The organism is Bacteroides acidifaciens (assembly GCF_024623065.1).
GTDB lineage: Bacteria > Bacteroidota > Bacteroidia > Bacteroidales > Bacteroidaceae > Bacteroides > Bacteroides acidifaciens.
The window spans coordinates 45,506-62,253 of record NZ_JANJZR010000016.1 but is presented as its reverse complement, the minus strand read 5'-3'; the positions used below and the strand labels follow the sequence as shown (position 1 = coordinate 62,253).

The 16,748-nt window shown below is 45.9% G+C and carries 10 protein-coding genes; all 10 read left to right on the top strand.

The annotated features are described in order from the left end of the window. Window positions 1-281: 281 nt before the first annotated feature. The 10 genes from NSB03_RS07115 (at window position 282) to NSB03_RS07070 (ending at window position 16,690) form a co-directional block, all read left to right on the top strand. Window positions 282-3,491, top strand: coding sequence for a SusC/RagA family TonB-linked outer membrane protein (locus tag NSB03_RS07115; RefSeq protein ID WP_135036175.1), 3,210 nt, complete (start codon window positions 282-284; stop codon window positions 3,489-3,491). 38 nt (window positions 3,492-3,529) lie between these two features. Continuing rightward, window positions 3,530-5,281, top strand: a complete 1,752-nt coding sequence (locus tag NSB03_RS07110) for a RagB/SusD family nutrient uptake outer membrane protein (protein ID WP_135036172.1) — start codon at window positions 3,530-3,532, stop codon at window positions 5,279-5,281. A 48-nt stretch (window positions 5,282-5,329) separates the two neighbouring features. Then, window positions 5,330-7,105 carry a bacterial Ig-like domain-containing protein gene (locus NSB03_RS07105; protein WP_135036169.1) on the top strand — a complete coding sequence of 592 codons (1,776 nt, stop codon included), beginning with the start codon at window positions 5,330-5,332 and terminating at the stop codon, window positions 7,103-7,105. A 45-nt stretch (window positions 7,106-7,150) separates the two neighbouring features. Continuing rightward, window positions 7,151-9,079, top strand: a complete 1,929-nt coding sequence (locus NSB03_RS07100; protein WP_024986650.1) for an arabinan endo-1,5-alpha-L-arabinosidase — start codon at window positions 7,151-7,153, stop codon at window positions 9,077-9,079. Between the two features lie 171 nt (window positions 9,080-9,250). Next, a complete protein-coding gene (locus NSB03_RS07095; protein WP_024986649.1) occupies window positions 9,251-10,390 on the top strand; it encodes an aldose epimerase family protein in 1,140 nt (379 codons plus the stop codon). Window positions 10,391-10,415: 25 nt separating this feature from the next. Then, window positions 10,416-12,110, top strand: a complete 1,695-nt coding sequence (locus NSB03_RS07090; RefSeq protein ID WP_135036166.1) for a sodium:solute symporter — start codon at window positions 10,416-10,418, stop codon at window positions 12,108-12,110. A gap of 28 nt (window positions 12,111-12,138) precedes the next feature. Then, the gene (locus NSB03_RS07085; RefSeq protein ID WP_065538355.1) at window positions 12,139-12,816 is read left to right on the top strand and encodes an NUDIX hydrolase; all 678 of its coding nucleotides are present in this window, start codon (window positions 12,139-12,141) and stop codon (window positions 12,814-12,816) included. 5 nt (window positions 12,817-12,821) lie between these two features. Further along, the gene (locus tag NSB03_RS07080) at window positions 12,822-13,505 is read left to right on the top strand and encodes an L-ribulose-5-phosphate 4-epimerase (protein ID WP_024986648.1); all 684 of its coding nucleotides are present in this window, start codon (window positions 12,822-12,824) and stop codon (window positions 13,503-13,505) included. 37 nt (window positions 13,506-13,542) lie between these two features. Further along, window positions 13,543-15,069 (top strand): L-arabinose isomerase, encoded by a 1,527-nt coding sequence (gene araA, locus NSB03_RS07075; RefSeq protein ID WP_024986647.1) that lies wholly within the window; start codon window positions 13,543-13,545, stop codon window positions 15,067-15,069. Window positions 15,070-15,091: 22 nt separating this feature from the next. After that, a complete protein-coding gene (locus NSB03_RS07070; protein WP_024986646.1) occupies window positions 15,092-16,690 on the top strand; it encodes a xylulokinase in 1,599 nt (532 codons plus the stop codon). Window positions 16,691-16,748 lie beyond the last annotated feature (58 nt).

The window sequence follows — 16,748 nt, the reverse complement described above, 5'->3', positions numbered from 1 at the left end:
CACATAATAAGCTGTCTCCTTTTACACTTAAAATGCTTTTATCCACCTCTAAAACACGTTTGTCCACCCTCATTTACAATCAATGCCATATTTTTGCCATGCAATTGGTGCTCAATCCTTTGGGAAAGAACCATGCATTTTTTAAGTTTATCTAATATTAATATTATGAAGAATGACAAGAAAATGGCTGTCGCATCGTGCATAGCATCGGCTGAATTCAACCTTTCCCCTATTGCACAACAATCTAATCCATCAAATTTACAACCTTAATACTTTTAAAAATGAGGAAACATTTATTTTTTTCCGTAATGCTTAGTCTGTGCACCTTTGGTGGCATATCGGTGTATCCTACACCTGCAATGGCTACCGTGGCACAGTCTCCGACTATCAAGGTTCGTGGTCAAGTTATCGACGAACAAGGTGAACCCATGCCAGGGGCTACTGTCAGGGTTAAAAATGGACAAGGCGGAACCATCACCGACTTAAACGGAAACTTCCAACTGGAGGTTCCCGGAAACTCTACCCTTTTGATAAGCTATGTGGGCTTCAAGGAACGTGAAGTAGCTGTTCGCAATCGTGCTATTATTGAAGGCATCCAGTTGCAAGCCGATAATAAGATGCTTGAACAAGTGGTTGTCGTAGGTTACGGTACACAAAAGAAGTCCGACTTAACCGGTTCTGTTGCCGTGGTAGATGCGGAAGCCTTGAAACAGACATCAAACTCCAACATCTCCACCATGCTCGAAGGTAAGGTTTCCGGTGTGCAAATCACCTCCGACGGACAGCCTGGTGCCGATCCTACCGTTCGCATACGTGGTGTCGGGTCTTTCGGTGACACCTCTCCTCTTTATGTTATCGACGGTGTTCCCATGGGAACTTCCATTCGCGATTTCTCCTCAAACGATATTGAAACCATCCAAGTACTGAAGGATGCTTCGGCTGCTGCCATCTACGGTTCGCGCGCTGCCAATGGTGTGATTATCATCACTACCAAACGCGGACAAAAAGACCAACCGCTGAAAGTGGATTACAATGGATACTTCGGTGTGGATAATATCCCTAAGGATGTCTATGATGTAATGAATGCTGACCAATACAGCCAGTACATCGGTCAGGCGGCCGCAAACTCCAACACTCCGTTGCCAACAGGATACAAGTTTGACAGCGAAACCGGAAAATACCATTTCCAGGATAACACCAATACTAACTGGTTTGACGAAGTATTCAAAACGGGTATCCGTCAAAACCACAATGTGAACCTCTCCGGAGGTGGCGCTCATAACACCTATAATATAGCATTAGACTATTTCAACCAGAAAGGGACTCTCGAAGGTGCCGGCCCTAACTACGAACGTTATACGGCACGTGTCAACAACATCATGGAGACTAAGTTCATAAAATTCCAGACCAGCCTTGTTTACTCCCACTCCGACCAAGACAACATGGGCTTGTCGAATGCTTCCGAATACGTTCAAGGCTTGTATGGTGATGTTACCAATGTGCTGCGTGGCACTTTACTGATGCAGCCCACCATCAAGGCATACGATTCTTCTACATGGGTACTTGACAACTTGGTGGGAATCGCCAACAACTTCAATTATGACGCTTACGGCTACGGCGTATACTACGATACCGTGCATGGTGACATCTCCGCTTCCAACCCGTTGCTGGTAAATAACCTGCTGAAACGCAACACTCGCGTGGATCGTTTCGTGGGAACCGGGTCTGCTGATGTGGATGTCCTCAAAATGATTGGCGTTGACAACAAAAATCATAAGCTCAACTATAAAGTCAACCTCTCTTACAGCAAAACCCATTGCAAGGACTTTACTTGGATTCCTGCATGGGTGCAAAGCAACCGTGTGTACTTGGCCAAGAGCAACGAACGACTCACCAAAGGGTCGCGCGACTATTCGGATGCTTTAATAGAGAACGTGATTACTTACGATGGCACGATAGGCAAGCATCACATTAACGTATTGGCAGGCCAGACTTACGAAGAAGAAGATACCGACCTGCTGACCGGATGGGGGATCAACTTCACCGAGCCTTATTTCCTACAGCTCCAGAATGCTTCCGATACGTATTCTAACAGCTACGAATACAAGCATTCAATCCTTTCTTACATCGGTCGTATCAATTACAATTACGATGACAGATACTTATTCTCAGCAACAGTGCGCCGGGATGGCAGTTCCCGCCTGACCAGAAATATCCGTTGGGGAACTTTCCCTTCCGTCTCTGTGGGTTGGCGTTTCGACAAAGAAAAATTCTTCCCCTTCGACCAAAATGTTGTAAACCTGTTCAAGGTGCGTGCCAGTTATGGTGAACTCGGTAACGAGAATATCGGCGAGTATATGTATCAGGCTGTCATGTCGCGCAACAACATGACTTACAATTTCAACGGTAACGTAGTGACCGGTTCTGCCGTTTCCACTTTCGTGGACAGTAACTTGGCATGGGAGAAAAAGAAGACCTACAACGTGGGTGTCGACCTTGCCTTGTTTAACAATCGCTTGGAATTCACAGCCGAATGGTACAAGAATACCAGCGAAGACCTGCTATATGCTGTCCCTGTTCCCGAACAGGCTGGTGTATCCAATACCACCGTTACGATGAATGCCGCCTCGATGAACAACTCCGGTTTTGAGTTCTCGGCTACCTACCGTAACCGTGATCGTGACTTCAAGTATGAAATTTCGGCCAACCTCAGCACATTGCGCAACCGCGTAACTTCACTAGGCTTTGGTACCGACTCTTACATCTCCGGAGCATACATTACCAATGTGGGTCAAGAAATAGGCCAGTTCTACGGCTGGGCTTATGAGGGCATTGCCCGCACACAGGAAGACTTGGACAACCACGCCACTCAAGAGGGTGCCCAGATTGGTGACTGCCTCTATAAGGACGTAAGCGGACCGGACGGTAAACCTGACGGCAAAATAGACGCCAACGACCAAGTGGTGCTGGGCAGCGGTATGCCTAAGATTCATTTCGGTCTTAATGCCCGTTTTGAATACAAGCGTTTCGACTTGAGCATTGCTACCTTCGGTGCGCTGAACTATCACGTCAGCGACGACATCTACAACTCGCTTAACTCTTGCTACGGATGGGGAAACAAAGAGGTAGGTATGCTCGATGCCAACCGCTTTAGCGAAGACGGCAGCACTTACCTTTCCAACGTGCCACGCACCTATGTCACCAACAGTGCCAGCTTGGGTTGGAACGACCTCTTCAGCTCACGCAAGATTCAGAACGCAGCCTATTGGAAGATTGCCAATGTAGAATTGGGCTACAACCTCCCCAACGAGTGGTTTGGCAAATATGTATCTGATGTACGCTTATACGTATCAGCACAGAATCTTCACACATTCACCGGCTATCACGGTTATAATGTAGACTATGCGGGAGGAACGTTCACCCCGGGATACAACTTCTGTTCTTATCCTACTGCACGCACTTTCATGTGTGGCGTTCACTTTACATTCTAATCGTTACTATCTAGTACCAAACACTAAAAACATTTCTTATGAAACTAAATAAATATTCACTTGCTCTCATTTTGGGATTTAGCACGCTGTTTTCTTGCAGTGACAGAATGGATTTGTTGAATCCCAACCAGCAAACCTCAAGTACTTTCGGCTTCAATGCCAATGATTTGGAGGAAAGCGTGATTGCTGCCTACAACCACATCCGTATGGAGGGCTCCTATGCCCGTGTAGGCTATACCATCGACGTGTGTCGTGGCGATGAAGCCTGGAACTCTTCACAAGTGTGGTATCTCCCTTTCGATGACCTTAACGCAGAAGTCACCTCAGACATCACATGGTGGCCTTGGCGGGAATGGTACTATACCATCAACGTATGCAACTTCGCCATTTCGCGTTGCGGTGAGGATAACAGCCTACTTTCTGATAAAATGAAACGCATCAAAGGACAAGTGCTTTTCCTACGCGGCCTATCATACTACAACTTGGTCGGTTATTATCAGAATCCACCTCTCATCACAGATTATGCCACCTATTCATCATTGGACGGACTTTATACCACCAACAGTACATACAACGACGTACTCGATCAGGTGGAAAAAGATTTCCGTGAGGCGATGACATTGCTTCCTTCCCGTGACGAAGGCGGTGAATGGGCTGGCGGACGCGCCACCTGCGGTGCTGCGGCGGGCTATTATGCCCGTGCCCTCATGATGCGCCAAAAATACAGCGATGCACTTCCGGTGCTGAAAGACATCATTGACAAGAAATACGGCACCTATCGGCTGATGGACAACTATGGTGACAACTTCCGCGAAGGTACGGCATACGAGAACAATGCGGAAAGCCTTTTCGAAGTGCAGTATCTCGACTATGGATCGCAAGGCACCGACGACGAGTGGACTCCGGTAAATACAAGCCCCAACGCCACACAAGGATCGGCCATTGAGAGCAACTTTGGTCCCGGTAACTATGGCGGTTGGGCCGACATCTCGGCTTCGCCCTGGCTCTATCAGCTCTTCAAAAGTGAACGTACTACCAATGGCAGACTCGATCCTAGACTCTATTGGACCATTGGAACCTACGAAAACGATTGGGCGGATTTCGAATTTGGCAATGTAGCTTATAATCAAAAACTTACATCCACCGACAATATCGTGACCAACAACACTTACGGTGGTCTGCCGATTGCCAAATTCACAAATCTCCGTACCGGTCTGTACAGCACTATCATTACAGGATTGCACGATGGCATTAACCTCCGCCTGATGCGCTATTCCGATGTGCTGCTACGTGCTGCCGAATGCGAAAACGAAGTCAATGGTCCCACACAGCAAGCTATCGACTGGATCAACGAGGTGCGTGGACGTGTCGGTCTGGCAGACTTAAAACTCAAAGACTTCGACACGGCTGACAAACTCTTTGAACAGATAGCCAATGTGGAACGTCCTAAGGAGTTCGGCTGCGAATTTGGCCGAGGCTTCGACCTTATCCGCTGGGGCTTCTTCTATGACAGCGACCGTTTGCAGCAACTCAAGGAACACGGCACGGTACGCCGCTCTACAGTGGGAGTAAAGGATCCTGTGAACTACAGCGATATAGCAAACGACCCTGAACTGAAGAGCACTTTCGACACCTACATATCTGGACACGAGTTCCTGCCTATCGTGCAGCAGTTGATGAACAACAATCCGAATCTGAAAGGCAACTCTGCCAACTATAGTACAGATAACTCCACTTACTTCCGGGAAAGCGGGTGTAAAGTGCGTCCGGTTGTAAATTTAAACAAGTAAATAAACTTAGAAGAGGGTTCAACCCATTACCTATTAAAAATTAAGACAATGAGATTAGTAAAGAAAATAGCATACGCTTGCTATTCCTTAACCTTTGGGTTACTGGCATTGACAAGCTGTACGGATGGCGAACTTTATGACGTAAACGCCCCCGACTGGATTTCCGATAAGATACAGGAAATTGAAGATTCGAAGAAACAACCGGAAGAGGAGGTGCTTGAAGGCATGCAAGAAGATGTGTACACCATCGGAAATACAGATTTCACCTCCAGTTGGTGGGCTGCTTTCTCCAAGTATTACGTAGTACCCGATGGCGAAAAGTGGAATGCGGTGTTCAACCTCCACATCAACCCGACCGATAACACGTATTACAAGAACTTTGTCCTTGTAATCACCAACGATGCAGATCGTGGAGGTACAGGATACACTGAATACGGAGCTATCCGCTTTGACTTCGCAGCCGCCCTCAATTCCGAGTGGGGCGATTATATCGATAGGCAATACATCTCGAGCACGTTGATTTTCAGTCCCGACGAAAGCAACATAGATGCCAATGTACAGAAACTGGGCGGTAAGGTGACACTTACCGTAGATCGCACCAGCGAAAATGCTTTCACTGTAAAGATAACCAACAGCGAGGTGACTAAAATTTACAAGCAACCATACAAGGAAGAAAATCTTAACACCGATGCAAACAACGCCAATATCCGCTGCTTCTTGGTTACCGAAGGCTCTTACATCGACTTCTTGCAAACCAACATCGTCCCTATTGGCGGCCTTACGTCTGCCGAAGACAAGAATCCTGTATCGATGGTACTGCAAGACATACCCGATCAAGTCAACGTAGGTACTCCGCTTGAAGAGGCAATGGCTGATGTCTCGGCCATCATTACCTTTGAAGAGGGAGTGACCAAAACCGTACCGGCTGCCGAACTCACATTCTCTGCCATCCCCGATATGGAACAACCGGGTGTGAAAACTCTTGTGGCCATCTACAATAAGACCTTTAAGGGTGAGAATTGTGATAAGCCGATTATGGCTAGTACTACCTTTGAAGCCGTGGAAAAGATTGCATCCATCGAGGTGACTACCCCACCCTCGCACACGCGATACTATTATTATACTTCGGCAGCTACCGCGAGCCTGACGGACCGGACAATGGTCTTCGACCCGACAGGTCTGGTGGTTACGGCAACTTACACCGATGGAAGTACAAGAACCGTTGACAACGCGAGACTCAGCTTCTCTGCCGTTCCCGCGAAGGCCGGTTCTCAGAGCGTTACCATTACCGCTGGAGAAGAAGTCACCGCAACAGTAGAGGTTACCGTCTTCGAATCTACAGTTTCTGAAGTGAGAAACACAGCCAATATGGTAGGAGCCGAAGATAACTCAACGGGCTTCGGGGCAGCTTTCTCAGACTATTTCAGCATACCTATGGGCGAGACAAAGTCTATCACCTTCACCAACTACAGCAATCTAGCTAACTTCTGGAACAACTTCGTTGTGGTTCTCCGTAAGGCCAATTATATTGACGAATACGCATTTGTTCGCGCTGACAACTGGGGAATGGGCAACGGATATGATGCCTGCGTTCACAGCGGAACACAAGGCGACTTGAACACCTGGCTTGCCGGCATGAATGGAGCCAAGGTCACGGTCTACGTGACCAACTGCGGTAATAGCACCGCCGATGTTCAAGCAGTGATGGAGGGTACTACAGGTACAACTTCCACTCAATATTATTTAGGTATCAATACAGTGAACCCCGACGACCTGCACTTCGCACTGACCGTGGACGGCTGTCATCTCGTCTTCAATGAATAAGAATAAGAGAGGTTCACAATTAAATCATTTTATCATCCATATCAAATGAAAAAAATAACATTATTCTTCATGTCCCTGCTGACTGTCCTTGCTTTTGCAGCTTGCTCCGACGGGTTGGACAATATCGAATACGATAGAAACAGCGGTATAACCATAGCCACCGCCCAAGTCACTGCAACCACAGGTACCTCGCTGACTGTCACTGCATCGGCCACCGGCAATATCGACCAGATAGTCAAGAAAGGCTTTTGCTACAGCGTCAATGCTCAGAATCCAACCATCAAAGATAACATAGTAGAGGCCGACGAGAATTTCAGTGCCACGATTTCCGGCTTGACAGGCAATACCTCTTACTATATCCGTGCTTATGTCTACGGTAACAGCCGTTATACCTACTCGGATGCGTTCACTGCAACCACAGAAAGCCAAAGTCTTGACGAACAGCTCCAAAACTACGTAGCACCCGCCTATGAGGACAACTACGTGGACATAGCTGCCTGGAGCAACCGCAATCAATGGAACCTAGCCAACGTTCATGACCCCACAGTGATGAAAGCGGATGACGGATATTATTATATGTATCAAACAGACGCCTCCTATGGAAATGCACACAGTGGAAACGGACACTTCCATGCACGTCGTTCCAAGGACCTAGTCAACTGGGAATACCTCGGAGCAACCATGAGCGAAACTCCCCCGGCATGGATTAAAGAAAAACTAAACGCATATCGACAGGAAATGGGTTTAGAGCCAATTGACAATCCTTCTTACGGATATTGGGCACCGGTGGCACGAAAAGTATCCACAGGCAAGTATCGTATGTATTACTCTATCGTTATAACCAACTATATCAAAACCGGTAAGCCGGAAATTGAAAACAATGGAAACTTCGACAATTCATGGACAGAACGTGCCTTTATCGGATTAATGGAAACTTCCGATCCGGCAAGCAATATATGGGAAGATAAAGGTTATGTAGTATGTTCAGCCAGTGACAAAGGAATGACGGATTACGGACGTAGCAGTACGGGCGATTGGAATGCATATTTTAAAATCAATGCAATCGACCCTACCTATATTATAACTACCAATAATGAACATTGGTTGATCTATGGTTCATGGCATAGTGGTATCGCTGCTTTGCAACTAAATCCGGAAGATGGCAAGCCACTAAATGCTTTAGGCAAACCTTGGAATATTACGGGAGATGATAACTCCGGCTATGGAAAAATCATAGCCAAACGTGGTAGCAGCCGCTGGCAAGCATCTGAAGGACCGGAAATTATTTATCGCAACGGTTATTATTATCTTTTCCTGGCTTATGGCACATTATCAGTAGAATACAACACACGTGTTTGCCGTTCTGCCAACATTGACGGACCTTATGTAGATATAGACGGAAACTCTGCCATGGGTAACAGTGAACTATATCCGATACTGACTGCCCCTTACAAGTTCAATAATAGCTACGGTTGGGTAGGTATCTCTCACTGTGGTATATTCGATGATGGAGAAGACAACTGGTATTATGCCTCTCAAGGGCGTTTTCCTGTGAATGTAGGTGGCAATGAATACTCAAACGCTATCATGATGGGACATGTCCGCAGTATCCGTTGGGATGTCAATGGTTGGCCTCTCGTTATGCCCGAAAGATACGGAGCAGTGCCACAAGTGCCTATCACAGAAGCTGAAATAGCAGGAGATTGGGAACATTTAGCATTAACAACCAATACAGGCAACCAAAAAACTTCTGAGACAATGACTTATGACCTCAGTACTCATAAAATAACTTCCGGTAGCTGGAAAAGTGCCACATGGACATTTGATGAAGCTACCCAAACAATAACCACAAGCACCGGAGTCGTACTTTACCTGCAACGCGAAGTAGACTGGGAAACAACTCCCAGGACACATACCATCGTTTATGCTGCCCATGGTACACAAAAGACTTATTGGGGAAAGAAAATCCACTAAACGCTCATTGATAATCTTCAAGAAACTGCTTCCGGAATTTTGATAACCGGAAGCAGTTTTTTCTCTTTTATGCTGCATAACATATAAGAGTGTATTTGACACACCAAACTAAAGTGTTACTTTTACACCCAAATTAAGATAAGAATCTCATTTACATAAAAAAATAAAGCCATGAAAAAACATTTTCTACTTGCAGGAATTGTAGCGCTGATGCTGTCAGCATGCAACAACAAGCCGGCTTCCGAGCTGACTTTATCCGGTCTTGACCCGGTAAATTTTCAAACAGAAGTGAACAATGCCCAAACGAATCTTTATACATTAAAGAATAAGGCAGGTATGGAAGTATGCATCACTAACTTCGGGGGACGCATCGTGTCTATCATGGTGCCGGACAAAAACGGAAAGATGCAGGATGTAGTTTTAGGTTTTGACAGCATTGCTGATTATATTAATGTACCAAGCGATTTCGGCGCTTCTATCGGACGTTATGCCAACCGTATCAATCAGGGACGTTTTGTCTTAGACGGTGACACTATCCAGTTGCCGCAAAATAATTTCGGCCACTGTCTGCACGGCGGTCCGAAAGGCTGGCAATATCAGGTTTATGAGGCCAACCTTATTGACCCTATGACATTGGAACTGACCCGTATTTCACCCGATGGTGACGAAAACTTCCCGGGCAATGTTACAGCTAAAGTGACTTACCAACTGACCGAAGACAACGCTATCGACATTAAATATAGCGCTACTACTGATAAAAAGACGATTATCAACATGACCAACCACTCTTACTTCAACCTGGCAGGTAATCCGTCAAAAGCTTCAACTGATAATATCATGTATGTAAACGCAGACTACTACACTCCAGTAGACAGTACCTTTATGACAACAGGCGAAATAGCCCCGGTAAAAGACACTCCTATGGACTTCACCACTCCAAAAGCAGTAGGACAGGAAATCAACAACTACGATTTCGTCCAGTTGAAGAACGGAAACGGATATGACCATAACTGGGTACTGAACACGAAAGGCGACATTTCTCAGGTAGCAGCCAGACTGACTTCTCCTGAAAGCGGCATTACCCTGGAAATCTATACCAACGAACCGGGTATCCAGGTTTATACAGGCAACTTCCTTGACGGAACCGTAACCGGCAAGAAAGGTATCGTCTACAACCAACGTGCTTCGGTATGTCTGGAAACACAGCACTATCCTGACAGTCCCAACAAGGCAGACTGGCCTTCAGTGGTTTTGGAACCGGGACAAACATACAACAGCGAATGTATTTTTAAATTCTCAGTAGAGAAATAATATTAACTTATAAATCATATTTATTGTGGAAGCATTAGATTGGGTAGTAATTGGAGTCTTCTTTTTGGCTCTAATCGGTATTATCGTCTGGGTAGTCAAGCAAAAACAAAATGACTCGGCAGATTATTTCTTAGGCGGACGCGACGCGACATGGATCGCAATCGGCGCCTCTATCTTTGCATCAAACATCGGTTCGGAACATTTAATCGGACTGGCGGGAGCCGGAGCATCCAGCGGTATGGCTATGGCACACTGGGAAATCCAAGGATGGATGATTTTGATTTTGGGATGGGTATTCGTTCCTTTCTATACACGAAGCATGGTATATACGATGCCTGAATTCCTGGAACGCCGTTATAATCCTCAGTCACGTACCATCTTGTCAGTAATTTCTTTAGTAAGTTACGTATTGACTAAAGTGGCTGTTACCGTATATGCCGGTGGCCTGGTATTCCAACAGGTATTCGGCATCAAAGAACTTTGGGGAATCGACTTCTTCTGGATTGCAGCAATCGGTCTGGTACTCCTGACTGCACTTTATACAATCTTCGGTGGTATGAAATCGGTATTGTACACTTCTGTGTTACAGACTCCTATCCTTCTGTTAGGTTCATTAATCATCCTTGTGCTTGGTTTCAAAGAACTCGGTGGATGGGACGAAATGATGAGAGTTTGTGGTGCTGTAACCGTAAATGATTACGGTGATACAATGACTAACCTCATTCGCAGTAATGATGATGCAAACTTCCCCTGGCTGGGTGCTTTGATCGGTTCTGCTATTATCGGTTTCTGGTACTGGTGTACTGACCAGTTTATCGTACAACGTGTACTTTCCGGAAAGAATGAGACAGAAGCACGCCGCGGTACTATCTTCGGCGCTTACCTGAAACTGTTGCCTGTATTTCTGTTCCTGATTCCGGGTATGATTGCTTTTGCTTTACATCAGAAATATATCGGTGCCGGTGGTGAAGGTTTCCTTCCGATGCTCGCGAACGGCAATGCAAATGCCGATGCAGCTTTCCCGACATTAGTAGCTAAATTACTTCCTGCCGGTGTGAAAGGTTTGGTAGTATGTGGTATTCTTGCCGCTCTGATGAGTTCTTTGGCTTCTTTGTTTAACTCATCTGCCATGTTGTTTACAATCGACTTCTACAAGCGTTTCAGACCGGAAACGCCAGAAAAGAAACTGGTAGGTATCGGTCAGATTGCAACGGTTGTTATCGTAATTTTGGGTATTCTTTGGATTCCCATCATGCGTAGCGTTGGCGATGTACTTTACACATATTTGCAGGATGTTCAGTCTGTACTGGCTCCGGGTATTGCCGCAGCTTTTTTATTGGGTATCTGCTGGAAACGTACTTCCGCCCAAGGTGGTATGTGGGGATTGATTTCGGGTATGGTGATTGGTTTAACCCGTTTGGGGGCTAAAGTATATTACAGTAATGCCAGCGAAGTAGCAGACTCTACATTCAAATATTTGTTCTACGATATGAACTGGTTGTTCTTCTGCGGATGGATGTTCCTGTTCTGTATCATCGTAGTAATTGTAGTCAGCTTGACAACAGAAGCCCCGACGACCGAAAAAATCCAAGGACTGGTATTCGGTACGGCTACCAAAGAACAAAAAGCGGCTACACGTGCAAGCTGGAATTACTGGGATATTATCCATACAATTATTATCCTGGCTATCACAGGTGCATTCTACTGGTATTTCTGGTAATTAAATAGAAACTCATATTAACAAAATAATGAATAGCTATTATAGCTCGAATCCTACCTTCTATCTTGGTATCGACTGTATTATCTTCGGTTTTAACGAAGGCGAATTAAACCTGCTGTTGTTGAAAAGAAATTTTGAACCGGCAATGGGTGAATGGTCATTGATGGGAGGGTTCGTGCAAAACAATGAAAGCGTGGACGATGCTGCCAAACGTGTACTAGCGGAGCTTACAGGATTGGAAAACGTGTATATGGAACAGGTGGGAACCTTCGGGGCAGTTGACCGCGACCCGGGAGAACGGGTAATCTCCGTTGCATACTATGCGCTCATCAACATCAATGAATACGACCGGAAACTGGTAAAGAAACACAATGCTTACTGGGTGAATATCAATGAACTCCCCCAACTGATTTTCGACCATCCCGAAATGGTGGCACAAGCACGGGAGTTAATGAAACAGAAAGCATCTTCCGAGCCAATCGGTTTCAATTTATTGCCGAAGCTCTTCACTTTGTCCCAATTGCAAAGCCTATATGAAGCCATCTACGGTGAGGAAATGGACAAGCGGAATTTCCGCAAGCGTGTTGCAGGAATGGACTATGTAGAAAAGACGGACAAAATAGATAAACTGGGGTCCAAGCGCGGTGCAGCCTTGTATAAGTTTAACAGCAAAGTTTACCACAAAGACCCGAAATTTAAATTATAATCAATATGCTGGAAGAACTGAAAGAAAAAGTGTTTCATGCCAACCTCGAATTGGTAAAGCATGGATTAGTCATCTTTACCTGGGGAAATGTTTCTGCCATCGACCGTGAAAGCGGGCTGGTAGTAATCAAGCCCAGTGGTGTAAGTTATGATGATATGAAAGCAGAAGATATGGTAGTAGTGGATTTAGAAGGCAAAGTCGTCGAAGGACGGCTGAAGCCTTCCTCAGATACTCCCACTCATGTAGTACTCTACAAAGCATTCCCGGAAATCGGCGGAGTGGTACACACCCACTCTACTTATGCGACAGCTTGGGCACAGGCCGGTTGTGACATTCCGAATATCGGAACGACCCATGCTGATTATTTCCATGACGCCATCCCCTGCACGGCAGACATGACGGAAGCGGAAGTGAAGGGTGCCTACGAACTAGAAACCGGAAATGTGATTGTGAAACGTTTCGAAGGATTGAATCCCGTACATACGCCGGGAGTTCTGGTGAAGAACCACGGTCCTTTCTCCTGGGGGAAAGACGCCCATGATGCAGTGCACAATGCTGTAGTGATGGAGCAGGTAGCCAAGATGGCAAGCATTGCTTATGCCGTCAATCCGAACTTGACAATGAACCCGCTGCTGGTGGAAAAACATTTCAGCCGCAAACATGGTCCGAACGCTTATTACGGACAATAAATAATGAAAGATTAACAACTTAAAATTGAATAAAGATATGAACGCATTTGACCAATATGAAGTATGGTTCGTAACAGGAGCACAGCTCTTGTACGGAGGTGACGCAGTAATCGCAGTAGACGCACACTCTAATGAAATGGTAAACGGACTGAATGAATCCGGCAAACTTCCTGTAAAAGTGGTATATAAAGGAACGGCAAACTCTTCCAAAGAGGTGGAAACTGTTTTCAAAGCTGCAAATAACGATGATAAATGTATCGGTGTCATCACTTGGATGCATACTTTCTCTCCTGCCAAAATGTGGATTCATGGCTTGCAACAACTGAAGAAACCGTTGCTGCACCTGCACACTCAGTTCAACAAGGAAATCCCCTGGGATACAATGGACATGGATTTCATGAACCTTAACCAGTCTGCCCACGGCGACCGTGAATTCGGACACATCTGTACCCGTATGCGTATCCGCCGCAAAGTAGTGGTAGGTTACTGGAAAGAAGAAGAAACACAGCATAAGATTGCCGTTTGGATGCGCGTTTGCGCTGGTTGGGCAGATTCTCAGGATATGCTGATTATCCGCTTTGGTGACCAGATGAACAATGTAGCCGTAACCGATGGTGACAAAGTGGAAGCTGAACAACGCATGGGTTATCACGTAGACTACTGTCCGGTAAGCGAACTGATGGAATATCACAAAGAAATCAAGAATGAAGATGTAGATACATTGGTAGCTACCTACTTCCAGGAATACGATCACGATGCTTCTTTAGAAGACAAATCGACCGAAGCTTATCAGAAAGTATGGAATGCCGCTAAAGCAGAACTTGCCATCCGTGCCATTCTGAAAGCTAAAGGCGCTAAAGGATTCACTACCAACTTCGACGATTTGGGCGACATCGAACACAATGGTTTTGACCAGATTCCGGGATTAGCTTCCCAACGCCTGATGGCGGAAGGCTACGGATTCGGTGCCGAAGGCGACTGGAAATCAGCCGCTCTTTACCGTACTGTATGGGTAATGAACCAAGGACTTCCGAAAGGCTGCTCATTCCTTGAAGATTATACACTGAACTTCGACGGCGCCAACAGTTCTATCCTGCAATCACACATGTTGGAAATCTGCCCGCTTATCGCTGCCAACAAACCTCGTCTGGAAGTACACTTCCTCGGTATTGGTATTCGTAAGAGCCAGACTGCACGTCTTGTATTTACCTCAAAAGTAGGTACAGGCTGCACCGCTACGATAGTAGATATGGGCAACCGTTTCCGTCTGATTGTAAACGACGTAGAATGTATTGAGCCGAAACCGCTGCCTAAGTTGCCGGTTGCTTCCGCTCTTTGGATTCCGATGCCTAACCTTGAAGTAGGTGCAGGTGCATGGATTCTGGCAGGTGGTACTCACCACTCTTGCTTCTCTTACGACCTGACAGCCGAATACTGGGAAGATTATGCGGAAATTGCAGGCATCGAAATGGTACATATCAACAAAGATACTACTATCAGTTGCTTCAAGAAAGAACTGCGCATGAACGAGGTGTATTACATGCTGAATAAGGCGCTTTGCTAAACCTTAAAATATTGATTTCAACATGAAATTAGATGCAAAATCAACAATCGAGACAGGCAAAGCCATTCTGGGTATAGAACTCGGTTCAACGCGAATAAAAGCAGTTTTGATTGACCAGGAAAACAAACCAATCGCTCAAGGCAGCCACACATGGGAGAACCAGTTGGTAGACGGGCTTTGGACTTATAGCATTGAAGCCATCTGGTCAGGTTTGCAAGATTGCTATGCCGACCTTCGTTCCAATATTAAGAACTTATACGGTGACGTGGAAATCGAGAACCTGGCAGCTATCGGTGTCAGTGCCATGATGCACGGTTATATGCCGTTTAATGAAAAAGAAGAAATACTCGTGCCATTCCGTACTTGGAGAAACACTAATACAGGTCGAGCAGCGGCAGCCTTGTCCGAACTATTTGTCTACAACATTCCTCTGAGATGGAGCATTTCACATTTGTATCAGGCTATCCTGGACAATGAAGCACATGTCAAAGACATCAAATTCCTGACAACCCTTGCAGGTTATGTGCATTGGCAGCTAACTGGCGAAAAGGTATTGGGTATCGGTGACGCATCGGGTATGCTCCCTATCGATCCGACAACCCATAACTATTCGGCTGAAATGGTGGCTAAGTTCGATAATCTGATTGCTCCGAAAGAATATAGCTGGAAGCTGGAAGATATTCTGCCTAAAGTATTGTCGGCAGGTGAAAATGCCGGTGTCCTCACTCCGGAAGGAAGTAAAATGCTCGATGCATCGGGTCATTTGAAGGCAGGAATACCGGTTTGTCCGCCGGAAGGAGACGCAGGAACTGGCATGGTTGCAACCAATGCCGTCAAGCAGCGTACAGGAAACGTATCGGCAGGTACTTCCTCATTCTCTATGATTGTATTGGAGAAAGAATTATCGAAGCCATACGAGATGATTGACATGGTTACGACTCCTGACGGAAGTCCTGTAGCTATGGTACATTGCAATAACTGTACGTCCGACCTCAATGCGTGGGTTAACCTGTTCAAAGAATACCAGGAACTTTTGGGCATCCCTGTAAATATGGATGAAATTTACAGCAAGCTCTACAATATTGCCCTCACAGGTGATGCCGACTGCGGTGGTCTTCTCTCCTACAATTACATCTCCGGCGAACCTGTAACGGGTATTGCTGACGGAAGACCGCTATTCGTACGCTCGGCAAATGATAAGTTCAGCCTGGCAAACTTTATGCGGACTCACTTGTATGCTTCTGTAGGAGTGCTCAAGATTGGCAACGACATTCTATTCAACGAAGAGAAAGTCAAAGTTGACAGAATTACAGGACACGGCGGATTATTCAAGACCAAAGGAGTAGGCCAGAGAGTGCTTGCAGCAGCCATCAACTCACCTATTTCCGTAATGGAAACAGCCGGTGAAGGTGGTGCCTGGGGGATTGCCCTGTTAGGCTCTTACCTCGTGAACAATGAAAAAAAACAATCCCTTGCCGATTTCCTGGACGAAAATGTATTTGTAGGTGACGCCGGTGTCGAAATATCTCCCGTACCCGAAGATGTAGCCGGTTTTAATGCATACATTGAAAACTACAAGGCTGGATTGCCTATTGAGGAAGCGGCAGCTAAATTCAAATAAGCCACATCACGAGGCTTATTCGCTTCTTTCTCAATCATCATTTTAAGTATTAACATAA

Bases quoted from the DNA above. Each gene is read 5' to 3' on its own strand.
- araA (WP_024986647.1), top strand. From the start codon at position 13,543: ATGAACGCATTTGACCAATATGAAGTATGGTTCGTAACAGGAGCACAG.
- NSB03_RS07070 (WP_024986646.1), top strand. From the start codon at position 15,092: ATGAAATTAGATGCAAAATCAACAATCGAGACAGGCAAAGCCATTCTG.
- NSB03_RS07095 (WP_024986649.1), top strand. From the start codon at position 9,251: ATGAAAAAACATTTTCTACTTGCAGGAATTGTAGCGCTGATGCTGTCA.
- NSB03_RS07080 (WP_024986648.1), top strand. From the start codon at position 12,822: ATGCTGGAAGAACTGAAAGAAAAAGTGTTTCATGCCAACCTCGAATTG.
- NSB03_RS07110 (WP_135036172.1), top strand. From the start codon at position 3,530: ATGAAACTAAATAAATATTCACTTGCTCTCATTTTGGGATTTAGCACG.
- NSB03_RS07100 (WP_024986650.1), top strand. From the start codon at position 7,151: ATGAAAAAAATAACATTATTCTTCATGTCCCTGCTGACTGTCCTTGCT.
- NSB03_RS07085 (WP_065538355.1), top strand. From the start codon at position 12,139: ATGAATAGCTATTATAGCTCGAATCCTACCTTCTATCTTGGTATCGAC.
- NSB03_RS07115 (WP_135036175.1), top strand. From the start codon at position 282: ATGAGGAAACATTTATTTTTTTCCGTAATGCTTAGTCTGTGCACCTTT.
- NSB03_RS07105 (WP_135036169.1), top strand. From the start codon at position 5,330: ATGAGATTAGTAAAGAAAATAGCATACGCTTGCTATTCCTTAACCTTT.